Annotated in this window: 21 protein-coding genes; 6 read left to right on the top strand and 15 right to left on the bottom strand. The window is 64.5% G+C overall.

All coding sequences use genetic code 11. The features are described from left to right. Positions 1–21: 21 nt before the first annotated feature. A complete protein-coding gene (locus VNF71_06675) occupies positions 22–702 on the bottom strand; it encodes a response regulator transcription factor (GenBank protein HVA74233.1) in 681 nt (226 codons plus the stop codon). Between the two features lie 46 nt (positions 703–748). After that, a complete protein-coding gene (locus VNF71_06670; protein HVA74232.1) occupies positions 749–2,188 on the bottom strand; it encodes an amidase family protein in 1,440 nt (479 codons plus the stop codon). An 82-nt stretch (positions 2,189–2,270) separates the two neighbouring features. Between VNF71_06670 and VNF71_06665 the strand changes: the two genes are divergently transcribed. From VNF71_06665 to VNF71_06650, 4 genes are all read left to right on the top strand, one after another. Further along, positions 2,271–2,939, top strand: a complete 669-nt coding sequence (locus tag VNF71_06665; protein ID HVA74231.1) for a GNAT family protein — start codon at positions 2,271–2,273, stop codon at positions 2,937–2,939. Positions 2,940–3,017: 78 nt separating this feature from the next. Then, the gene (locus VNF71_06660; GenBank protein HVA74230.1) at positions 3,018–4,169 is read left to right on the top strand and encodes a phytanoyl-CoA dioxygenase family protein; all 1,152 of its coding nucleotides are present in this window, start codon (positions 3,018–3,020) and stop codon (positions 4,167–4,169) included. A 108-nt stretch (positions 4,170–4,277) separates the two neighbouring features. Further along, positions 4,278–5,450 carry an amidohydrolase family protein gene (locus tag VNF71_06655; protein ID HVA74229.1) on the top strand — a complete coding sequence of 391 codons (1,173 nt, stop codon included), beginning with the start codon at positions 4,278–4,280 and terminating at the stop codon, positions 5,448–5,450. Between the two features lie 2 nt (positions 5,451–5,452). After that, positions 5,453–6,304 carry an alpha/beta hydrolase gene (locus VNF71_06650; protein HVA74228.1) on the top strand — a complete coding sequence of 284 codons (852 nt, stop codon included), beginning with the start codon at positions 5,453–5,455 and terminating at the stop codon, positions 6,302–6,304. 67 nt (positions 6,305–6,371) lie between these two features. On the opposite strand, the gene VNF71_06645 is transcribed toward VNF71_06650, so the two are convergent. From VNF71_06645 to VNF71_06585, 13 genes are all read right to left on the bottom strand, one after another. Further along, positions 6,372–8,915, bottom strand: a complete 2,544-nt coding sequence (locus VNF71_06645; GenBank protein ID HVA74227.1) for a plasma-membrane proton-efflux P-type ATPase — start codon at positions 8,913–8,915, stop codon at positions 6,372–6,374. Between the two features lie 238 nt (positions 8,916–9,153). Then, positions 9,154–10,341: a CaiB/BaiF CoA-transferase family protein gene (locus tag VNF71_06640; protein HVA74226.1), complete on the bottom strand. Its 1,188-nt coding sequence runs from the start codon at positions 10,339–10,341 to the stop codon at positions 9,154–9,156. Positions 10,342–10,358: 17 nt separating this feature from the next. Next, positions 10,359–10,913, bottom strand: a complete 555-nt coding sequence (locus tag VNF71_06635) for a carboxymuconolactone decarboxylase family protein (GenBank protein HVA74225.1) — start codon at positions 10,911–10,913, stop codon at positions 10,359–10,361. Next, entirely contained in the window at positions 10,910–12,151 is a 1,242-nt protein-coding gene (locus tag VNF71_06630) for a CoA transferase (GenBank protein HVA74224.1), read from the bottom strand. Before VNF71_06630 ends, VNF71_06635 begins: the two co-directional genes overlap by 4 nt. Before the next feature lie 61 nt (positions 12,152–12,212). Beyond that, positions 12,213–13,028, bottom strand: a complete 816-nt coding sequence (locus VNF71_06625) for a class II aldolase/adducin family protein (protein HVA74223.1) — start codon at positions 13,026–13,028, stop codon at positions 12,213–12,215. A 30-nt stretch (positions 13,029–13,058) separates the two neighbouring features. Continuing rightward, positions 13,059–14,234, bottom strand: a complete 1,176-nt coding sequence (locus tag VNF71_06620) for an amidohydrolase family protein (GenBank protein ID HVA74222.1) — start codon at positions 14,232–14,234, stop codon at positions 13,059–13,061. 65 nt (positions 14,235–14,299) lie between these two features. Next, positions 14,300–16,012 carry an NAD(P)/FAD-dependent oxidoreductase gene (locus VNF71_06615; GenBank protein HVA74221.1) on the bottom strand — a complete coding sequence of 571 codons (1,713 nt, stop codon included), beginning with the start codon at positions 16,010–16,012 and terminating at the stop codon, positions 14,300–14,302. Positions 16,013–16,020: 8 nt separating this feature from the next. Continuing rightward, on the bottom strand, positions 16,021–17,208 hold the full coding sequence (locus VNF71_06610; protein HVA74220.1) for an amidohydrolase family protein: 1,188 nt from the start codon (positions 17,206–17,208) through the stop codon (positions 16,021–16,023). 44 nt (positions 17,209–17,252) lie between these two features. After that, positions 17,253–17,885, bottom strand: coding sequence for a TetR/AcrR family transcriptional regulator (locus VNF71_06605; protein HVA74219.1), 633 nt, complete (start codon positions 17,883–17,885; stop codon positions 17,253–17,255). 879 nt (positions 17,886–18,764) lie between these two features. Next, positions 18,765–19,082, bottom strand: coding sequence for a type II toxin-antitoxin system PemK/MazF family toxin (locus VNF71_06600; protein ID HVA74218.1), 318 nt, complete (start codon positions 19,080–19,082; stop codon positions 18,765–18,767). Further along, positions 19,069–19,308 carry a ribbon-helix-helix protein, CopG family gene (locus VNF71_06595; GenBank protein HVA74217.1) on the bottom strand — a complete coding sequence of 80 codons (240 nt, stop codon included), beginning with the start codon at positions 19,306–19,308 and terminating at the stop codon, positions 19,069–19,071. Before VNF71_06595 ends, VNF71_06600 begins: the two co-directional genes overlap by 14 nt. A gap of 428 nt (positions 19,309–19,736) precedes the next feature. Next, positions 19,737–20,171 (bottom strand): VOC family protein, encoded by a 435-nt coding sequence (locus tag VNF71_06590; GenBank protein HVA74216.1) that lies wholly within the window; start codon positions 20,169–20,171, stop codon positions 19,737–19,739. A gap of 247 nt (positions 20,172–20,418) precedes the next feature. Continuing rightward, positions 20,419–20,931: a cupin domain-containing protein gene (locus tag VNF71_06585; protein HVA74215.1), complete on the bottom strand. Its 513-nt coding sequence runs from the start codon at positions 20,929–20,931 to the stop codon at positions 20,419–20,421. 89 nt (positions 20,932–21,020) lie between these two features. Here VNF71_06585 and VNF71_06580 point away from each other — a divergent pair, with 89 nt between their 5' ends. Together VNF71_06580 and VNF71_06575 are read left to right on the top strand one after the other, a co-directional pair. Then, entirely contained in the window at positions 21,021–21,494 is a 474-nt protein-coding gene (locus VNF71_06580; protein HVA74214.1) for a MarR family transcriptional regulator, read from the top strand. Positions 21,495–21,606: 112 nt separating this feature from the next. Continuing rightward, the coding region (locus tag VNF71_06575; protein ID HVA74213.1) for a hypothetical protein at positions 21,607–21,986 on the top strand (380 nt) is incomplete at its 3' end.

Raw genomic sequence — 21,986 nt, 5'->3', positions numbered from 1 at the left:
AGACGTGCTCCTCCTTCCGTCCTAGTCCAGCCTGTACCCGACGCCCCAGACGGTGGTCAACGTCAGAGCGTCACCGAACTTCTTCCGCAGTTGCCCGACGTGGACGTCGACGGTCCTCTGATCGCCGTACCAACCCGGACCCCACACTCCGTCGAGGAGCTGCTGGCGCGAGAGGGCGAGCCCCTTGTTCCCGGCCAGGTAGGCGAGGAGGTCGAACTCGCGGGTCGCAAGTGCCACCGGGCGCCCTCCGACTCGCGCCTCGCGGCGGGCGAGGTCCACCTCGACGTCGCCTGCCGGCAGGATCGAGGGCTGTTGCGGCGGTGGGCCGGCAGCTCGTCGCAGGATGGCCTTGACGCGCGCCGCAATCTCTCGCGGAGAGAACGGTTTGGTGACGTAGTCGTCTGCGCCGAGCTCGAAGCCGAGCACCCTGTCGATCTCGTCGCCCCGGGCGGTGAGCATCATGACGGGCACGGCGCTGGTCGCTCTCAGGCGCCGGCAGACCTCGAAGCCGTCGACAGCGCCGGGCAGGCCTATGTCGAGGACGATCAGAGCCGGTCGTTCGCGGCTGACCGCGGTGAGTGCTGACTCGCCGTCGGAAGCCTGGATGACCCGGTGTCCGTCCCTGCGGAGGTACATGTCGAGAAGGTCCGCGATGTTTGGGTCATCCTCTACCACCACGATCGTCGCCTGCTCGGTCGTCATGCGTTGCCAAGTGTCGCACCGGCTTGTAAGGGAAGTGTGAGATCCATCAGCCGCGGGTGGGTTGGCGCCACGCAGGTCGCTGAGGCGGATTGCCGTCATTGAGCTGCTCCACTGCACGGCAGACGGCCAGCAGCAGCGGCTCCGATCCGGGGCGCCCGACAGCGCAGACTCCTACCGGCAGACCGTCCACTGCTCCCATGGGCACGGTGGCTACCGGCCACCCGGCAATCGCCGGCGGTGTGGTGACGGGCGACGCGGCCGCCGGGTGGCCACCGAGGGTGAGATCGCTCTTCCACGCGGGACCATAGGACGGTGCGATGAGGACGTCGCACTTGCTCAGGGCGGGCTCGAGGCAATCACCGCGGGCCCATGCGAGGTTGCGGGTGCGGGCGTCGCGGTACGTGCCGGTGCCGGTACCGCCCAGCGACAGCGCTCGTTCGAAGAACTCGTGGCCGAAATGTGCCAGCTCGATGGAGCTGTTCGCATTCTCGTGCTCGACCACCTCGGCGAGGCTCTGCGGACCTTGCGGACCGCGTGTCGGGAGATAGAGAGACATTCCCTCGACGAGCTCGCACAACAGGACGGTGAGTTCATCCTCTTCGACCTCGGGCGTTGGGACCGGAACCTCGATGTCGAGCAGGTCGGCACCGGAGTCCCGCAGCAGCGCGGTGGTGTCATCGAACAGGCGGTCGGTTGCCGGGTGCCCCGTCCGCCAGGTTCGGGCAACGCCGACCCTCAGGTCAGCGACCCCGCGTCTCGTTCTGTCGAGGATTCCGGGCGTCGCGCTCAGTACCTCGAGTAGCAGTGCCACCTCTTCGACCGTTCGCGCCATCGGCCCGGGACTGTCCTGACTCCGGCTGATGGGCACGACGCCGCCCGCCGGCACGAGACCGACGGTGGGCTTTATTCCCGCGACGCCGTTGAGCGAGCAGGGACAGGTGATCGACCCGTCTGTCTCGGTACCGACCGCCAGCGGCGCGAGCCCTGCTGCGACCGCCGCACCCGATCCCGACGAGGACCCACCCGCGCTTCGGTCGAGCGCCCACGGGTTGGCGGTGAGTCCCCCGATCGCCGACCAACCCGAAGTCGATCGCGGGGAGCGGATGTTGGCCCACTCGGACAGGTTCGTGGTGCCGAGGACGATCGCACCCGCTTCTCGCAGGCGTGCCACCAGCGGCGCGTCGCGGACGGCTGGGCGGCCGGCGAGACTCGTGGCCCCGGCACAAGACGGCATGCCGGCGACTTCGATGTTGTCCTTGACCAGGACCGGCAGGCCGTGGAGCGGACCCCTCTTGGGCCCGGTGTCGCAGCGCTTGGCTTCGTCCACCGCCCGTGGCGACACAGCCAGGACGGAACGGAGCTCGGTCGGAGATCCTGGTTCGTCGATGGCCCCGATGCGCTCGACCAGCGCCCTGGCCAACTCTGCTGCAGGGACCTGCTCAGCCCGGAGAGTGAAGACGTCTGCGTACGCGAGGTCGTCGTGCACGTTCGGGACTGTAGGTGTGCCGGCGCCCCATCGCTGCTCGAAATCGTTGGCCCCGTTGACATGAAGTGGGTTTCATAGAGCGATGGGAGACATCTCCGCCTTTTGGCCGCTCTACTCGCTGCGGGTGCGCACCGGCGACATCGAGTTGCGTTTCGCGGACGAGGCCGAGTTGGCCGCGCTGGCGACCCTCGCCCTGGAGGACATTCACGACCCCGACACGATGCCCTTCAGCGTCCCGTGGAGTGACGTAGCTCCCGAGGAGAGAGCCCGCAGCGTGCTCCAGTGGAACTGGAAGATGAGGGCAGAGTGGGATCCGGCCTCGTGGCATCTTCCTCTCGTAACGACACGCGATGGCTGCGTTGTCGGGACGCAGGGTATGAGCGCCTCGAAGTTCGCGACCACGCGCGCGATCGAGACCGGCTCGTGGCTAGGAAGGCGATACCAGGGTTCCGGCATCGGGACGGCGATGCGGCGGGCAGTTCTGCACCTCGCATTCACCGGCCTCGGCACCGAGGTGGCACGAAGCGGGGCGTTCTCCGACAATGCCACCAGCCTTCGCGTGTCGGAGAAGCTCGGCTACGTGCCTGACGGTACCGAGACCGTGGAGAGGCGCGGCAAGAGCGCGACGATCATCCGGCTCGTGCTTACGAGATCGCGCTGGGAAGATCTGTCGACGGACTGGCCAGAAGTGACGATCGAGGGGCTCGGGCCGGCGCTGTGGATGTTCGGTGAGGTGGGGCCAGATTCGTAGACGGTGCAGCCGACGGAACCGTGCTGCCGGAGCCAATGGCATACGGCCCGTCTGTTCGGGTTGCTGCATACTGGCGCCATGACGCTCGCTCCCGCAGTCCCGGCCGGCGTGCACGACGATGTGCTTCGAAGGGTCGCCGCCGACGTGTCCGCCACGGGGGGTCTCACCTTCTACGTGGAGGACGAGGCGATCACCTACACCGCCGACGGGACGTCCGTGCTGGTCGAGGAGGGTCTCGACCACGGAGCCGCCGCCGTGCGTCTCAGCCGCCGGGCATGGAACGACCTGGTGGGGCAGGTGAGCACCTTCGTCGGCCTTTTTCTCAGCAACGAGCTGACATTCGAGCGAGGCGGCTTCGAGCAGCTGGCCGACTGGGACCCGATCCTCAAGTACCTCCACGCCGGCATACCGCCCTATGACCCTTCGCGGGCAGACTTCCATGGCCGGGACCCTGCTGCCACTTTCACCGCGGACACCGACGACGCCGAGCTCGCCGCCCAGCTGCGCACCATGGGTTACCTCCACATCAAAGGCGTCTTCAGCGCCGAGGAGACAGAAGCCGCCAACCAGGAGATCGACCGGCTGGCCTCACTTGCCCGTCCCGGCGACGACCAGTCGTGGTGGGTCACCACCGAAGATGGCTCGACTGCGCTGTGCCGGCTGGTCTACGCCAGCCTCCGCTCCCCTGTGCTGGCCGCCCTCGAGAGCGATCCCAGAGTCCAGCGGCTAGGCACCCTCCTGGACCCGAATCTCAGGATCGCGCCCGACCGGATGGAAGGAACTGCCGTGCTGATCAAGGTCCCGGGCCGGACCAGCGGCCTGTCCAACATCCCCTGGCACCAGGACTGCGGTACCGGCGGCCACGCGATCTTCTGCCCCTCGGTCAGCATCGGCATCCAGCTCACCGGCTCCAGCGCAGCCACCGGCAACCTCCAGGTCGTCCCGGGCAGCCACGGCCAGACCCTCCACTACCTCTGGAAGGACCGCCTCACCAACGTCCCCGTCGTTGGCATCGACACCGCCCCCGGCGACGTCACCGTGCACATCCAAGACGTCATGCACGCCTCGCCCAAACCGACCGGCGCAGGCCAGCGCCGCACCATGTACGTCACCCACTACCCCCCCGCCCTCTGGGACCACATCGGGCCCGGTCAAGCGCTCAACGACCTGGTACGCAACCGCACCGAGCAGGTCGCCCGGCTCGGGGGGCCCTCGCGCGACGCGACGTAACGCCAGCCGGCCGTATCCGTTCAGGGCGCCACCGGCTGGGACCGCCTCGCCTTCCGAGTGACTAGCCTCCCGCTTAGGCCGTAGCACCCGGGACCAAGGGGGACCGAAATGAGCAAGGTGGCCGAGGACGTACTGGTGGTAGATGCCGACACGCATCTGACCGAGGCCCACGACCTGTGGACCAAGCGGGCGCCGGAGAAGTACAAGGACCGGGTTCCCCGCGTCGAAACCGTTGATGGGCGGCCGACGTGGGTGTTCGACGGCACCCCCCTCGGGTTCGCCGGCGGCGGTGGTGTCATTGACCGGGACGGGGAAAAGTTCCCGTTCGCCGAGTCGATGATCGTGTGGGGCATCGACCGCGTCCACGAGGCGGCCTACAACCCGGAGGTTCGGTTGCAGGTAATGGATGCGTGCGGCATCCACGCCCAGGTGATGTTCCCGAACTCGATCGGCCTCGGTGGGCAGGGCCTGGGCGGTGCCAGCCAGGACCTGGAGCTGCGCCGGCTGTGTGTCGAGATCTACAACGACAACGCCGCCGAGCTGCAGGAGTGGTCCGGCAACCGGATGCTGCCGATGCCGGTGCTACCCGCCTGGGACGTCGCCGACTGCGTACGGGAGGCGGAACGGGTCGCCGGGCTCGGCCTGCGTGGGGTGAACATGACCAGCGATCCGCAGGACCTGGGCTCCCCGGACCTGGCCAGCCGGGAATGGGATCCGCTGTGGGAGGTGTGCGCCGACCGCCACCTGCCCGTCCACTTCCACATCGGCGCCAGCCTGACCGCTATGAATTTCTACGGGAACTACTTTTGGGCGTCTCAGGACGAGTTCGTGAAGCCGGCTATCGGCGGCTCGATGCTGTTCATCAACAACGCCCGGGTGATCATCAACACCGTGTTCGCCGGCATATTCGACCGTCACCCGAAGCTGAAGATGGTGTCGGTGGAGAGCGGCGTCGGGTGGATCCCGTTCATCCTGGAGACGATGGACTATGAGCTGTGGGAGAACGCCCCGGTGCAGGCGGCCAAGCTCAAGCGGATGCCGTCGGAGTACTTCAAGGACCATTGGTACGCCACGTTCTGGTTCGAGCAGAACCGGGGGAAGGTGCAGGACCTGATCGACAGCGTGGGCGAGGACAACGTGCTGTTCGAAACCGACTTCCCGCACCCGACGTGCCTCTATCCGTCTCCGCTGGATTCCATTGCGGACAAAATGTTGGCTTTGCGGCCGGAGACCCGCCGCAAGGTCCTGGGCGAGAACGCGGCAAAGCTATACCGTCTTTAACCATGCCGACACTCAACATCAGCGGGATCGAGGTCGCCTACGACGTGATCGGAGCCGGGGAGCCATGGGCGCTCACGCCCGGAGGCCGTTTCGCCCGAGACTTCCCCGGCGTGCGGGAGACAGCCGAGGCCCTGGCCACCGGTGGCAAACAGGTGCTGATCTGGGATCGCCCGAACACCGGGTCGAGCGACGTCTGCTTCGACGGAGACAATGAGTCGGCCATGCAGGCTGACACCCTGGCCGGCCTGATCCGCGAGCTGGGCATGGCCCCGGCGGTCGTCGCCGGCGGCTCCGGCGGGGCCCGCGTATCGCTGCTCACCGCCGCCCGGCACCGGGATGTGGCCAAGGCGGTGACCACGTGGTGGATCAGCGGTGGGCCCTACGGACTGCTGAGCCTGGGCGTCCACTATTGCTCGGGGTCGATCGCCGCCGCCTGGAAATACGGGATGGAGGCGGTGGCCGGCCTGCCCGAATGGCAGGAGGTCCAGGCTCGCAACCCGGGGAACAGAGACCGCATCCTGGCCCAGGACCGCCAGACGTTCATCCGCACGATGGAGCGTTGGATGCTCGCCTACTACCCGAGGGAGGGCGAGCTGATCCCCGGCGTCGCCGACGAGGTGGTCAGGGCGCTCGACATTCCGGCGCTGGTGTTTCGCAGCGGTGAGAGCGACGCTCACCACACCCGGGAGACCTCGGAGCGGCTGGCCGGTCTCCTGCCCCAGAGCCAGCTGGTCGAGCCGCCGTGGGGCGACAGCGAGTGGAACGAGCAGAGCGCGAAGGGGCAGCTCTTCGTGCGTTGGCCGCTCCTCGTACCCCAACTCCTGGAGTGGTCGGCCGGGTTCGGCCCCGCCTAGACATCAGCACAAGGTCGGGACGCGCCCGTGCTTCGACACCAGACGGCTTGCTGGATGCGTCTGGTGGCTAGCGATCGGCGGGTGTGTTGTTGTTCATTGGGTCAAGAATCCGGTACGCGAGCAGTTTCACTCGGTCGGTCAGGAGGAACCACACCAGCGCGTAGCCCCATACGAGGGCTGCATATCCCCAGGGGAGGCGGGTCATGAATATGCCGAACACCGCGATGATCGTCGCTAGTGTCTGGGTTCCGAGCACGGCGAGTAGGAGGACCCGAGCGGGGCGTATCGACCAGAACGGGCCGCGTGTGCGGGCCAGGAAGATCGTCAGGTGCCCGGCGATCGAGAGCGTCAAGTACATGAGGGTCTGAAGCTGCGGGTGGTCGAGGTGGAAGACCTTGTCGCCGAGGTAGAACAGGCCGAACGCGGCGATGGGTCCGACGGCGCCGAGGACCGTGGCTATTCCGAGCACGAGGCGCATGTTCCAGGCCTCGGGTTGCTCGTTGTAGCGGACGTTGTCGTAGGCGATGGACAGGATTGCTCCGTCGTTGAGCAGGGCCAGGATCACGATCTGTATCGCGGTCACGGGGAAGAAGTTGAAGATCAAGATCACGAGGGTGACGAACACCAGCACGCGGAGCGTCTCGGCTATGCGGTAGATGGCGTAGCTGCTCATCCGCTGGAAGATTCTCCGGCTCTCTTTGATCGCGTCGATGATCACCGAGAGCCCGGGTGTGGTCAGCACGATGGAAGCGGCGGCGCGTGCCGCGTCGGTGGCGTCGGATACGGCGATGCCGCAGTCCGCCTTCTTCAGCGCCGGGGCGTCGTTGACCCCGTCACCGGTCATGCCGACGATGTGCCCCCGCTTTTGCATGACGTCCACGATGTGGAACTTGTGTTCGGGAAACACCTGGGCGAACCCGTCGGCGTTCTCGATGGATTCGGCCGTAGCTGCCGTCTCTTGGCGCTTGACGTCGCCCAGCCCGGAGGCATCGACAATGTCGCTGCCCATGCCGAGTGTCTTGGCGGTTTCTTGGGCGATGGCAAGGGCGTCACCGGTGACCATCTTGACGTCCACGCCCATGTGGCGCGCTGTAGCGATGGTCGCCTTGGCGTCGGCGCGTGGCGGGTCGAACAGGGGCAACACGCCGAGGAACTGCCATGGCCCGCCTCCTTCGGCCCGTGCCACACCCAACGAACGGAAGCCCCTCACTGCGAACTCGCTGACGGCCCGGTCGACGTCTGGTCTCACCTGTTCTGCGTTGGCCGACAGTTCGAGGATCACCTGCGGTGCGCCCTTGGCCACCTTGAACGAGGTTCCGTCGGCGGCTGTGGCGGCCGCCTCGGTACGTTTGCGTACGGCGTCGAACGGCTGGAAGTGGACCACCTGGTAGCCCTGCAACGCCTGATCGCTCTCCAGGGCGCCCAGCACGGCCAGATCGATGGCGTCGGCATCGTCGGCGCGCGACGCCAGCGCAGCATTGACGATGACCTGTGCCGAGGGGACATCGTCCACGGCGAAGGGTTCGCCCAGGGTCAGCTTGTTCTGGGTCAAGGTGCCGGTCTTGTCCGTGCACAGCACGTCCACGCCCGCCAATTCCTCGATGGCCACCAACCGGCTCACGATGGCCTTCTTCGTGGCCAGCAGACGCGCCCCGACGGCCATGGTCACCGACAACACCGTCGGCATAGCCACGGGAATCGCGGCCACGGTCAACACCAGGGCGAACTGCAGCGTGGTGAAGAACGGGTCGCCGCGGGCGATCGATACGACGACGATCACCGTTACTAGCGCAGCCGCGAGCGCGATCAGGAAGGTGCCTATCTTCATCACTGCCCGCTGGAAATGGCTGACAGTTCGTGCTTCTTGGACCAGCTGCGCGGTCTTGCCGAAGTAGGTGTTCGCGCCCGTGGCATAGACCAGGGCGCCGATCTCACCCTGGCGGACGATCGAAGCGGAGAACACCGCCTCGCCGGTCTTGCGCGTGGCGGGCAGCGATTCCCCGGTCAGTGCCGACTGATCCACCTCGACCGGGTCGCCCTCCAGCAGACGCGCATCGGCCGGCACGATGTCGCCCAGGCGGAGGCGGATGACGTCGCCTGGTACCAACTCACGCGACGGCGGGGTGACCCACTTCCCGTCGCGGAGCGCCCGGGCCTTGATCGCCAGCTGGGCCTTCAAGGCGTCGATAGCTTTGCCCGCTTGGCGCTCCTCCCAGAACCCGACCCCGGCGTTGGCGAGCAGCAGGACCAGGATGACGAAGAAATCGGGCCAGTGTTTGAGCACGGCCGACAGGATCACCGCCGCTTCGATCATCCACGGGATGGGACCCCAGAAGTAGGCGAGCAGCTTCAGTAACGGATTGGCCCTCTTCTCCTCGATCTCGTTCGGCCCGTACCGGTCGAGCCGCTTCTGCGCCTCGATTTGGGTCAGGCCGTCCGGTGACGACTCCAACCGTTTCTCCACCTCCGCCAGGGGAACGGTCTGCAGATCGTCCTTCCCCGCACGCTTCGAGCCCGGCTCGTGGTCGGAGGCTTCAGCCTGAGGCTTCGGCGTGGCCTCGTCGGTGCCGTTGTGTCGCAGGTCTCTCAGCTTGGCGGCTCCTCGATTCATGCTCACGCCCTTCTCGACGAAGCAGAGCCTTCTCCGGGGATGTGCGGTTCGGCCACTCCCAGTCCCGAATCTCTTGGCATCCCCTACCATCGCGCTCAGGCGGGTTTGCCCCATAGGGCCGAAGGCCCCTCTGGCGGCTGCTCGGGCAAGTCGTCGGCTGCTCGAACACCCCGGCCATGCCAGCCAAAGGTGCCGGTATCGAGATAGGCGGGCCGGCGCCGCGTCACTCGGCAGCTCCTTATCTCACGATTCGCCTGGCACGTAGATCCGAGATTGAACTCTCTTCGTATCCGAGCGCCAACAAGATTTCATCGCTATGTTGACCGAACTCAGGCGCAGGTCGACGTATCTCGAAGGATTGGCCCAGGACTTTCGTGGCGTTGGCCACGGTGGTGATGGTCTTCGCATTGTCCGGGTGCTGCTGCTCCAAGAACATCGACCTCGACAGGAAGTGCTCGTTGCGCGCGGCCTCGGACAGGGAGCAATAGGGAGCGCCAGCGACGTTGTTCTCGAGAAATAGCTTCGTCCACTCCGCCTGGGTGCGACTCCGGAAGATATCAACGAGCTCCCGGCGCAGTTCCGGGTCATCCTTGGCCTTGATTCGATCCATGGGATCGCCGTTCCAGGCCCCGCGTTCCTTCAGATCGGGGCGGCCAGCGACGTCGCAGAATGCCTCCCAAAACGGTCGCTCCAGAGCCTGGAGCAACATGAAGCGGCCGTCCTTGGTCTCGTAGTAGCAGTACTTCAGCCTCGCCTCGTCCTCGGCATCAGGCGGCCACTGCGCTCCGTCGTTCAGGACGGGCAACGCTTCCTGCGCGAGGGCCATCATGGTGGCATCGACGCAGGAGATGTCGATGTAGCAACCCTCACCTGCTGTCTTCGCTCGCGTCAGCGCCGCGGAGACCGCCATGGCCGCCAGCCATGATCCATATGTCAGTCCATGCGGGAATGGCCTGTATTGGGCATAGGTGCCGTCGTCGAGTCTGTAGGGGACGGCGAGACCGGCCACCGCGTCATAGGCACCGCCGTGTGTCGCCATGGCAGCCCATGGTCCGGACTGCCCGAAGCCGGTGACAGAGCAGTAGACGATGGAAGGGTTCAGTTCGCTGATATCCGCATATCCGAGACCCCGGCGTTCTGCCACGCCTGGTCGGAAGCCTTCGACCAGCACATCCGCCTCTCGCGCCAGTGTCCTGACGATCTCGACGCCCTCGGGCTCTCGGGTGTTCACCGCGATACCGCGCTTGTTGCGGTTCAGCCATTGGTAGATGGACGATGTGCCGCCATGCCGGGCCGCGTCGATCGAAGTCCGCAGGTAATCGGGCGAATTGGTGTCTTCGACTTTGATCACGTCGGCGCCGAAGTCCGACAGGAGCATGCTGACATACGGCCCCGGAATCAGCCAGGACAGGTCGATTACCTTCACACCCTCGAGGAATGAGATCAACCCGCTGCTTCCTTGGGAACCGGCCACCCCGGTACTCCACGGTCAATCTCGACACCCATGGTGTTGAGGAATCCGGAAACCATCATGTAACACAGCACCGCGAAGACGAGCTCCAGGATTTCGGGGGTCGACCACCGTGCGGCAAGTTCCTGCCATGTCTCGTCGGTGACCGTGAAGTCGGCTCGGAGCTCGTCTGCCATCCGGAGCAGGACAAGGTCCTCATCGTCCCAGGGGTGGGTCTTCAGCGGTCTTGTCAGCGCGGCGATCTCGTCGTCGGTAAGGCCGGCTTCGCGACCGAACAGCGTGTGCTGGCCGAACTCGTACTCGGCCTCACAGTTCCAGCCGGTGCGAAGGATCACCAGTTCCCGCTGCCGACGGGGTGTCTTGCCCTCGGTCAGGACCGTGTTGCACAGCGCGCCGACTGCTCTGGCCAACGGTGGGTTGTGGGCGATGGTTGCCCGCACGTTGGCGGCCGGTGTGATCGGCTTGCTCTTCTCCAGGATGTCGGGACGCGGTCCAACTCGAGGACGTGCGGGGCGGCGAAGGCTCAACGCGCCGCCTCTTCCTGTGCAGCAAGCACGACACCGTCGCTCATGAGGGACGAGATCTCTTTGCTGCTATAACCCACCCAGCGGAGGATCTCCGCGGTGTGCTGCCCGAGCAGCGGTGGAGGGTGATGCAGCTCTGCTGGCGTTTCGGACATGCGGATGGGATTCGCCAGCTGCTGTATCTCTCCCAGCCGCGGGTGGGGCATTGATGTGACCACGCCGAGCGCTTCCGCTTGGGGATGTGAAAGCGCCCTCGAGATGCTGCAGATCTCCCCGAACAATGCGGTCGCGGCCCTGAACCGTTCTTCCCATTCGGCGGTGGTGTGCGTTTTGAAGACAGGTGTGAGCACAGACCTGAGGTCGGTTCGGTTGGCCACGCGTTCCTTGTTCGTTGCGAACCGCTGATCATTCTCGAGCTCGGGCATGCCGATCGCTTCGCAGAAGCGGGGCCACGCATCCGGCGCCCACGAACCGGCAACTATCTCGCCATCGGCCGTCTGGAACGCCTCGTAGGGTGCCACGACGCTGTGAGCGCTGCCGTACCGCTCCGAATCTCGACCTGTAGCCCAGTAAGTCGCCAACCGTGTCGTCAGGCCGAACAGCAGCGAGGCGAGCATCGAGATGTCGATCCGCTGGCCTCTCCCGGTCCGCTCCCGTGCAGCCAGGCCGAGCAGCACGGCTTGAGCCACCATCAGCGCCCCTGTGAAGTCCGCAACCGGGATCCCGACCAGGAGCGGGCCGCCTCCAACCTCGCCGGTGAGCGACATCACACCCGACATGGCCTGTACTACCGGGTCGGTGCCCGGGGACAGGGCGTAGGGGCCCTCACGGCCGAATGCAGAAAGCGAGCAGTAGAGCAGCCGCGGATTGCGCTCGGACACGACGTCGTAACCGATCCCGATCTCTTCCGCCACGCCGGGCCGGTAGTTCTCCACCAGTACGTCCGCCCGGTCGATGAGCTCGAGCAGGACCTGCAAGCCCTCAGGGCGCCGGAGATCGATCGCGATGCTTCGCTTGTTCCTGTTCCACTGGAGGAATACAGCCGATTCGGTACCGCAGAAAGCCACCCCGGACTTCCGACTCGGATCGCCGTCGGGCAGGGACTCGACCTTGATGACATCCGCGCCGAAGTCGCCGAGGATGACAGTCCCATAGGGACCGGCCATCTGCCTCGTCAGGTCGACGACGACTACCCCTTCCAGGGCAGCCGGGTGCGGAAGACCATTACCTTCTGACGACACTCGCAGTCCTTTGCATCAAGAAAAAGTGAGCCCTCCCGGCAGAGAGCCACAGCCAGCACTCCTACTGCCGCCACCCCCCGCCTCGCTCGCGTTCGAGCTTGCGCAGGTATGCCGGCCACTCCAGGTCGCCCATCAGAGCCGACCACTGCAGCCCGTTCGCCTCCCGTTCCAACCGCGCGGCCCGGAAGCGGCGGCCCTGCTCGATGGTCTTTTCCACGACCTCCGGGGAGAGCCATTCCAGCTCCCGCCCGCAGCTCAGGCCGGTGACCTGGTGCTTGCACGCCACCTCGAGTTTGAGAGTCCAGGAGAACGCTTCACCGACGGTGCGGCCGACCGTCAGTCCGCCGTGGTGCTTCAGGATCATGCACCAACCGTCGTTGAGGTCCTCGCCCAGGCGCTGGCGTTCCTCCAGATCGAGCGCCGCTCCTTCGAATTCGTGGTACCTCACAGCGTCCCAGAGCAAGAGGGCCTTCTGGGTGATGGGCAAGAGCCCCTCTCGCATCATCCCGACCGCGTTGACCGGTTCGGTATGGGTGTGAACGACGCACGCCACGTCCGGCCGCACGGAATACACCGCACTGTGAATGACGAACCCGGCGTAGTTGATAGGCGGCATCCCCTCGCCGACGGCTTTCCCGTCCGGTCCGACCTCGACCAGATCCGACGCCTTCATCTCGCCGAAATGGATACCAGGGGGTGTCATGAAGAAGTGGTCGGAAGTCCCAGGGACCCTTGCGGTGATATGGGTTCCCGGAAAGTCCGACATGCCGTACAGGTCCACCAGTTGACAGCAGGCGGCCAGATCGCAACGGACGGCCCACTGCTGTTCTTGGTCACCCAGCTCCTGCGAGCTGACGTCTACGGTGGTCACTCCCATTCGTTCTCACATCCTCTCTTGCTTGGCCCGCTATATGGTCGCCATGGCGTCAAGGTTGAAGGCGCGGATGGCGTTGCCGGCGAGAATGGCGTGCTTGGCTGATTCGTCCATGCCCTGCGTCAAGTCCGCTATTACCTCCTGGCTTCGAGGCCAGAGCGTCACGCTGTGGGGATAGTCGTTGGAGAACATCGCCATCTCTTGAAGGCCCTTGTCGGTTCTCGCCAAGTCGAAGCCGACCTTGTCGTCGAGGATCGTCACGAAGACGTTTCGCCCGAGATACGAGGAGGGTGACTGTACGGCCAGCATCTTCGTCCATCCGGTCGTCTGGTGGCGCTCCCACTCCTCGTCCATCGTCTGCCTCCAGAACGGGACCCAGCCGAAGTTGCATTCTGCGTTGACGATCTTCAGGTTCGGGAAGCGGTCGAACACGCCGGTGAAGATCATGTCGGTGATCCTCCCCATCACGGAGAAGAAGCGCTGGACGGTGCTCGACACCCACAGTGAGTCCTTTATCTCGCCGCTGTCGGGAAGTTGGACACCCTGATAGCCGCGGTTGCCCTCCTGCGTTCCGCCCTTCCCACCATGCTCCCTATGGATCGTGACCGGGCAGCCCGCATCGCTCACCAGCTTCCACAGCGGGTCGTAGTAGGGGTCCCAGTAAGGTCGCGCTGAGTAAAAGGGCAGGAAGAACTCCTTGGCTCCCTTCTGCGCGGTGCGCTCGACCTCTTCGAGAATCGTGTCCATGGGGTCATCCACCGGGACGAGGCACATGGCCAGCAGCCTGGAAGGATCGACCGAACAGAATTCGTCGATCATCCAGTCGTTGTAGGCCCGGACGCATGCCAGCGCCAGGTCGCGATCTTCCATCGCGTACGTAGCTGCACTCGCCAGGGGATACACGGCTACCGCATCTATGCCGTCCAGCTCCATGTCCTTGAGATGAGCCGCTCCGTCGTAATTGCCGGGGAGGATGTCCTCCCATTTCATCCCGCGGTACTTCGCCTTCGGGGAGGCCAGGCCGCCCATCTGCCCTCCGGCGCCGAACGTCGTCCGGGGCTCACCGCCGTCGAAGCTCCATCCATCTCCGCCATCGTCCCCCGGCAGTATCCGCGGAGCGCGGTCCCGGAACCTCGCCGGCACCCTCTCTATGAACGTACCGGGCGGTTCCGTGATGTGGTTGTCCGCTGAGATCACTTTGTACTGCAATTCGCCAAACTCCTTTTTCGTGGCAAGATCCCGTTACCTGCAACCCGCTGGTGGCGGAGGAGACGTCAGGACGTCACCGCTTTCTGGCGCCTCCTTGGGGGAGGCGGGGGGAGGCCAGCAATGCCGTACCATCGGTGTTCCGCGACGTCGAGCAAGTCCTCGACCGAGGTTTCGGTCAGGTCTTCGTCGCCGCTTTGGTCCTTGCCGTCGAGCACGAAGCCCCTGTAACGCTGCGCGGCGGCTGTGTAACAGAACTTCATGTAGCGGCGAAGTCCTGCCACGTAGGGCATGAACGCCCGAGGCTTCCCGTCTATGTTCGCTCCGGCCCACCAGGAGTTCGAGCGGGGGAACAGGGTGGCGTTCGCCATCCGGTTGACATGCTCGGTCCAGTCGGCTTCGGCCTCGGGGGTGGCTTCGATCGTTTCGATCCCGTTTCTTCTCAGGTACGCAAGGCACCTGCTGACCCAGTCGACCTGGTTCTCTGATCCTCTGATCATGTTCTCGAGGACCGATGGGCTGCCCGGGCCGTGGATGAGGAACAGATTCGGGAAGCCGCTTATCGCGAACCCCAGATAAGTCGTCGGTCCGTGACTCCATTTGTCCTTGAGCTTCATCCCGTTCCGGCCAACGAGATCGATCCGCCGGACGGCGCCGGTCATCGCGTCGAACCCGGTCGCGAAGATGACGACATCGACGTCATATTGATGCGCCTCGGTCTTGATGCCGGTCTCCGTGAACTCGACGATCGGGTCCCGGCGCAGGTCGACCAGCGTCACATTCGGGCGGTTGAAGATCTCGTAGTAGCCCGTGTCCACGCAGAGCCGCTTCGAGCCGAAGGGGTGATCCACCGGGCACAGGGCCTCCGCGACCTCCGGATTCTCGACTATCTCGCGAATCTTCGATCGAGCGAACTCCGCCACGGTCTCATTCGCCTGCTCGTCGAACATGATGTCAGAGAAGGAGTTGAGGAACCGGAGTCCACCGGCTTCCCACATCTCCGAATAGTGCTGAAGACGTTCCTCCTCGCCGACCGACATCGCCGTCTTCGGTGCCTTCGAGCGCAACTCGTTGCGCCGCTCCTCAGGGTAAGCAGCCTTGACCGCTTCGATCTCCTCGGGTGTCAACGGGCGGTTTGCCGATGGCACCGCGAAGTTGGCGCTGCGCTGCATGACGTACAGCTGTGAGACCGCCGGGGCTATCGCCGTGCATGTCTGTATTCCGGACGAGCCGGTGCCGATACAGGCCACTCGCTTACCGGTCAGATCCAGATCGTCGGGCCATTCACTGGTGTGAAATGCGCGACCCTTGAACTTGTCCCGACCGCGGAAGTCCGGGACATAAGGGATGGACAGTGGACCTGTCGCCATGATCAAGAAGCTGGCGCTGACGCTCCGTCCATCCGAGGTCCTTACCTGCCAGACATTCGATTGCTCATCGAAGACCGCTGCCTCGACGGTCGTCTTGAACCGGATACTGCGGCGGAGATCATGGCAGTCGGCCACATAACGCGCGTACTCAAAGATCTCTGGACCTGTCGCGTATTTCTCGGTCCAGCTCCATCCCTGCTCGACCTGCAGTGAGAACGAATAGGAGTAGTAGATCGACTCAGCATCGCACCGGGCGCCTTGGTAGCGATTCCAGTACCAGGTTCCCCCTACGTCACTGCCCTGTTCGACAGCAATGACATTGAACTGGAGATCATCACGGAGCTTGTGAAGCGCATACATCCCGGAGAATCCGGCCCCCACGATGACAGCGTCATAGTGCTCTGATTCCATGGCAGTCCCTACGCCGTCATCGCGGTCTGAGTCTGAGCCTCATCGAGTTTGAAGTCGAAGAGAGCCTCGGCATTCCGATATGACACTTTCAGCGCATCCTTCTCATCCAGCCAGCTCAGACGCTTCGCCATGACGTCCTGCGTGTTGGGCCAGGTGCCATCGGCATGCGGATAGTCACTCTCCGCCAGGAGGTGGTCGATGCCGGCTGTGTAGACCACCTCCGGGCTGAGAGGCTCGTCCAACAGGCAGAACCAGAAGTTCCTCTTCAATACCTCGCTCGGAAGAAGCGAGTCGGTCCACGCACCGGCCTCCTCTCCGGCGATGGCGTGATTCATGACGTAGTCGCTCCGCCTGGCGAGCACCGGCACCCAGCCCACCCCGCCTTCGGACATGACGATCTTGAGCTTCGGGTACCGCGTCGGTATCCCTGACCACAGCCAGTCTGTCGCTGCAATGAGCGCGATCGACATGAAGTGGATCGGGCGCATCGCCGGGGGAGCTTCCTTCGCTACCGTCGGATTCCAGCCGGACGATGCGACGTGGAGACACAGAACCGTGCCGGTCTCCTCGCAAGCCGCTAAGACGGGGTCCCAGTATCCAGACCAGATCGACGCGAGCCCCAATTTGGCGGGGTCCTCGCAGAACGAAAGCGCACGGAATCCCAGCTCTGCGTTGGAACGGATCTCCTGCGCTGCCACTTTTGCGTCCTGCAGGTATGGCATCTGCATCGGGATGATCCGTGTCGGATGACGCCCGTGCCACACCTCGAGCTGCCAGGTGTTGTAGCCCCGCAGCAGAGCGAGAGCGAAGTCGTCGTCCTTCACCTGCAGCAGCTTCGAACCACAGAACCCGATCAGGCCGGAAGGAAAGCAGATAGAAGCACCCACACCGTTGATATCCATATCGGCGACTCGCCGATCGATGTCCCAGCAACCCCGGCGCATGACATCGAAGCGGACCGGATCCCGGCTCCAACTGTCCCTCGGGCGACCGGCCACGGCACTCAGACCGATATTCAGCTCCTGCCTACCATCAACCTCCCACACCTGCCTGCCATCGACCTCCACCACCTTCGGGGCGCGGTCCGCATAAGCCTTCGGGAGCCGACCCTCGAACAGATCCGGGGGCTCTATCAGATGGTCGTCTACGGAGATGATCGGTAACAGCCGCCGCCGGGGTTCCGGATCGTCACTCAACGCGTCATCCAACTGACCGCCGACATCGCGGGAAAGGGTCTGAGTCACCTTTTGGGTCCCCCCTTTTCTTTCGGGACTTCGACATCGAAGAGCCGCTCGACGATATCGATGATCCGTCTACCTAAAGCTTCTTCGTCCTCCTGGCTGTCCTCTGCGTGAAGATTGGACAACGCCGTCAAGCTGTAAATCAGAAGAGGAAGGAGCCGGCCCATGTCCGTCCCCTCGATCTCTTCGACTCCAGCTTCTTTGAGGAGCCGGCCGAGCTGCTCACCTCTCCAGTGCGTCCAGCCGATATCGCTACCGGACCTCCCGTTCGTGTCGACTTCCCACGCGAACAGGGCCGCGACGATTCGCCTTCCTCTGGCCAAGAAGCGGACGTACCAGGCGATATAGCGACCCAAAATGGCCTTCGCATCGCCATCGGGGGACTCACGCAGAATCCGCTGCAGAGCCGCTCGACAGATCTCCTCGGAAACCTCGAAGACCGCCTTCGCTATCTCCTCCTTGGAGTCGAAAAACCTGTAAATCGTCCCTTGCGCGATATTCGCCTCAGCCGCGATATCCGACATACGCGTAGCCGGAAAGCCCTTCTCGGCGAAAACCCTGGACGCGGCTTCAACTATCTGCCTACGCCTAACGTCGGGATGGAGATACCGCCCGGACTCACCGGTGCTCACCCGGTAGGTCTCACGCCTAGACGACACCGTCGGCATCCCGTCTGGTCCCCCCAAGAGCTGTTCTCAGTGACTGATGCATCGCTCAGCCGTTAACAGGGAGTGTCGCGCCAAGCCTGTCGCGTGTCAAGGGATTCGGGGGGTCTCCGGAGGAGCTGGGCGCGAGGTCGCGTCCGGATCCCGCGTCAGTCCGCCGGGCTGAGCGGCCTGACGCCCGACCTGCACTCGGCTCGGGGTCGTGGCGTCGCGATAATGCGGGCCGTGATGGACAAAGTCGACGTCCGTTGCGACCCAAAGACCGGCACCATCGTCCGCCTGGTCAGTGCCCTCACCATGAGAGACGACGCGCCGATAGGTCGCCTGGGTCGGCAACCGGTAGTCCGCCTGTCGATACTCAAGGTTCTTGCGGATCCCTGGTGACTCGAGTGACGGGCTGGCCCTCGACTCGGCTAGTCGGGCGATCAGATTTCCTTTGACCGCTCAGCCTGTGACGTAGTTGCCAGATTCGCAGTGAGCCGACGACGCCTGCAAGGAGCACCCCGCCGACGGCGGCGAGCAGAAGAGCGACGCCAAGGGGCATTGTCCCGTTGGCGGTGAAGTACGAGATCTTGACCGATCTCGTGTTTTGGAGGATGAATACGAGCAGCAGCACTAGCACCACGGCGGCAGCGATGACACCGACCCATGCCGCTGAGATTCGCGTGCGCCGGGTGGGATGGCGTGGGTCCCCCTTACGCTGCGCCCTGGTTGCTGTCGCCCCAGGCTGAGGACTGGTCCCAGATGTCGGCGTGTCAGCCATAACCGCACCTCCGTGGTCACTCTCCCCCCTGTTCCTACCCCAGGCGCGGTAGCAAGCGGCACATGCGCGAGATCCTCGATGCCTCAGCCCAGCCCGAGTACGGCGAGTAGCGCCTCGTCTACTCCCCACATTTCCTCCGGAGTCAGATGACCGGCGAGGTCACCCAGCCGGTTGGCATCAATGGCACCGATCTGTTCCGCCAGCACGCGTGTCGTTTCTCCCGCTACCTCTACCTCGGGACGAAAGGAAGCAGCTCGAGCGCTCTTGGATGTGGGTGCAACGATTACGACGGAGCGCGGCAGGAACTCGTCCGCTTGCACGACAACGCCGTACCGATCGCCGTGCTGTTCGTGCCCGACCCCCTTGGGAAGCCTGAAGCGATAGACGTCACCGCGCAGCACGAAGGGCTTCCATCAGCTCGGCGACCGCCAGCATTTCCTCCCTGTCTTGCTCGTCGGCTTCGAGAGCCGCAACTTCCTTGGCGAGCTCCTTGCTCCGGCGACGATGGCGGACCTCGCTAAGCAGCGCCATCCGGATCGCTTCCGACTGGCTCAACCCCGTCGCTTCCAGGGCTCTTAACGCCCTGTCGGCTTCGTCGTCGAGGCGGACGGAGATCGCTCTTGCCATGGCAATAGTGTACCACAGAATGTAATACAGGAGACGCCGGCGGTGGGCCGCACACCCCTCAGCCGGCCGAGCCACCGAGGGCCCAACATGGAAGGTCGGGCTCCCAGCTGCAAGAGCCCGATGGATGGGAGTTTCTACCGACTGGGGACGCGTTTGTCACCCGTCGGGTTAAGTCAACTGGCAGATACTGGTCGCTGTGGAACGTCAAGGCCGACGCTCACCGGGAGGTCGACCGCTACATCGACGAGCATCGGCTGCCGACCTGACGGTTGTCGTTGTGTCGCTGCTGGGAACCGGTCGCCGATACCCGGCCGCTGTTACCGATCGCCGTCAATTAGGGCGCGATGCGGCGGTCTGGCGAGGGCGATGTTCTGCGGGACATTCGAGCCGGCCGCAGAGTGGCACGGCCAGGGGCTCGATCGGCCACGTCATTGGGTCGGCATCAGAGTGAGGGGTGGGAGATCGGTCTTCCATGCGTCGGAGGTGTCGATGTAAAGCTCGACTTCGTTCCCGTCGGGATCGAGCAGGTGCATGCTTTTTGTGTAGGCGCGGTCCGCCACGTAGAGGATCGGGACACCTGCGCCGTCGAGGTCGGTCTTCGCGGAACAGAACTGGTCGAGTGAATCACCAATCTTGAAGGCGATGTGCGCCAGTCCGGTGGCGGTCGGATCCGGGGAGAGCGCGTCTTCCCCTATAGCCGTTATGGCGAGGTCGTGGTGATTCCCGAGCGAGAAGAACGTCATCTGCGCCGGATGCGAGATCCGCGAGATAACAGGAATTCCCAATATCTGTGAATAGAATGCTTCGGAGCGTTCAATGCTCTTGACGTTGAGGACAACGTGGCCGAGTGATTGAACTCGCATAGCTGGTCCCTTCGCAATCAGTTGTGGTTGGCGAGGCTCAGGAGCGCCATTGAGGCGTGTCACTTAGCCCGACCGGCGTGACGTCGTTGGCGCTGGCCATTCGGACGAGTTCGTCCATGGTGGGAAAGGTGGGCTGCTCGGGCACGACGCGTGCTGCGGCCAGTACCCCCAGGGAGGATCTAACGGGTCAAGCGTTCGAGATATCGACGTATGGCTCGATCTCGTTCCCGTTCGGATCGCCAGCGGATCAGCTAGCGCCGGCTAGGACGGTGTCACTGTCTTCAGCGCTCATGGGAGGCCCGATTGGCCTGAGGTCATGAGACGCAGCGATGCGCGCCAGTTCGTCCACGGGCGGGAACGTTGGGTGGCTCGGCACGACACGCGCCGTAGGTGGAGTGCCGAGATCGCGGATGAAATCACGGAAGCTGGCGTTGTCGTGCACGAGCAAGATCCGCGCCTCGCGCTCACCGACCACTCGGAACGTGTGTGGCACGCCGCGGGGCATGGAGACCCAGTGCCCCGCTCCGACCACCAGCTCCTCGTCGCCACAGCGCACGACCATCTGGCCCTCGAGGATGTACCAGGTGTCGTCGAGGTCGTCGTGGACGTGCAGCGGGGGCGCCGAGCCGACTGGCAAGGTCATCTCTAGCACCACGGTGTTCATTCCGGGTGCGCAGCGGTGCTCAACGACCAAGGTGTCGAGGAACCACCACGCCAGCCCTTCTTCGTTGTCGGGGGAGTCAACAATTGCCGTCGTCACTTCGGCCACCTCCTAGTCAGAAACCTGTCCCGAATCGGATAGTCAGGCATCCTTACGACTAGATCTCATGGTAAGGTAGCCTTACGAGTATGTCAAGCGATTCCTTCGACCACCCCAACGGCGAGCGAAGCCCGTACGTCGGCGCCATGCTGGGTGTCGTTTGGCAGTGGGTCCGTGGTCAGCTCTATGCGGGAGTCGTTGCGGCGGGATACGACGACCTGAACGCCGCGCACGTCGGGCTCTGGCGCTATCCGGGCCTCGAGGGAGTACGTCCAAGCCAGCTTGCGAACCGGGTGGGGATCACGAAACAGTCGGTCAACGACCTGCTCGGGCACCTGGAACAACACGGGTACCTGTTGCGCGTGCCCGATTCGGCCGACGGAAGGGCTCGCGTGATCCGACTTACTTCCAAGGGACGGCGGCTCGAGCAGACAATCTACGCCGAGGCTGGGGCGGCCCAGCTGCGCATCGCAGGGATCCTGGGGCCGCGGCGCTTCGCCCAGCTGCACAGCTCCCTCGAGCTGCTGACCCAGCAGCTAGCGGGTTCACTAGCCATCCTCTAACCCGGGTTCGGCCCTCCACAGATACCCGACGCATGCATCGGCCCAACTCAGAACAAGTGGACCCGAGCTGTGTTCATGCAAAACGGGAAGCGGTGGCAGCTCAGTAGCACGAGTGGTTCTGCTTCGCCGGCGACCTCGGACCAAGCGGACAAGCCGGCGGGCTGCGGTCCTCGTCCTCTTCGAGCAGCTACAGGCTGAGACACCGGGGGCCACGGTCACCGTCGAGCAGGTCGCCGCCGGCCTTGAGCGCAACGGGCGGGCGATGTCTGTGAAGGACGTCGGCGAAGTCGTCCGAGCGATGGCCGGTCGGGGCGAAGGCTCCTTGCCGAGTGGCAACGAGTTGGTCGAGGTCCAGCCGGGCCGGTTCCGGTTGCGGCTCGCCAACGACCCCACGTTCGTGGGGCCCATCGACCTATCCCGCGACGTGCCGCTGCCGGCAGTTGAAGCTGGGCTCGCTGTCGGTGTCGCAGCGCCGCCGTCGGGCTGCCGGGC

The sequence above is a fragment of the Acidimicrobiales bacterium genome (genome assembly GCA_035533095.1).
Taxonomy (GTDB): domain Bacteria; phylum Actinomycetota; class Acidimicrobiia; order Acidimicrobiales; family Palsa-688; genus DATLUM01.
The sequence above is the reverse complement of the archived record's forward strand: the minus strand, read 5'-3'. Positions and strand labels throughout refer to the sequence as shown.

Coding starts and splice junctions, on each gene's coding strand:
- VNF71_06675 (HVA74233.1), bottom strand. CDS start 702: ATGACGACCGAGCAGGCGACGATCGTGGTGGTAGAGGATGACCCAAAC.
- VNF71_06665 (HVA74231.1), top strand. CDS start 2,271: ATGGGAGACATCTCCGCCTTTTGGCCGCTCTACTCGCTGCGGGTGCGC.
- VNF71_06660 (HVA74230.1), top strand. CDS start 3,018: ATGACGCTCGCTCCCGCAGTCCCGGCCGGCGTGCACGACGATGTGCTT.
- VNF71_06655 (HVA74229.1), top strand. CDS start 4,278: ATGAGCAAGGTGGCCGAGGACGTACTGGTGGTAGATGCCGACACGCAT.
- VNF71_06650 (HVA74228.1), top strand. CDS start 5,453: ATGCCGACACTCAACATCAGCGGGATCGAGGTCGCCTACGACGTGATC.
- VNF71_06645 (HVA74227.1), bottom strand. CDS start 8,915: ATGAATCGAGGAGCCGCCAAGCTGAGAGACCTGCGACACAACGGCACC.
- VNF71_06625 (HVA74223.1), bottom strand. CDS start 13,028: ATGGGAGTGACCACCGTAGACGTCAGCTCGCAGGAGCTGGGTGACCAA.
- VNF71_06615 (HVA74221.1), bottom strand. CDS start 16,012: ATGGAATCAGAGCACTATGACGCTGTCATCGTGGGGGCCGGATTCTCC.
- VNF71_06595 (HVA74217.1), bottom strand. CDS start 19,308: ATGGCAAGAGCGATCTCCGTCCGCCTCGACGACGAAGCCGACAGGGCG.
- VNF71_06590 (HVA74216.1), bottom strand. CDS start 20,171: ATGCGAGTTCAATCACTCGGCCACGTTGTCCTCAACGTCAAGAGCATT.
- VNF71_06580 (HVA74214.1), top strand. CDS start 21,021: ATGTCAAGCGATTCCTTCGACCACCCCAACGGCGAGCGAAGCCCGTAC.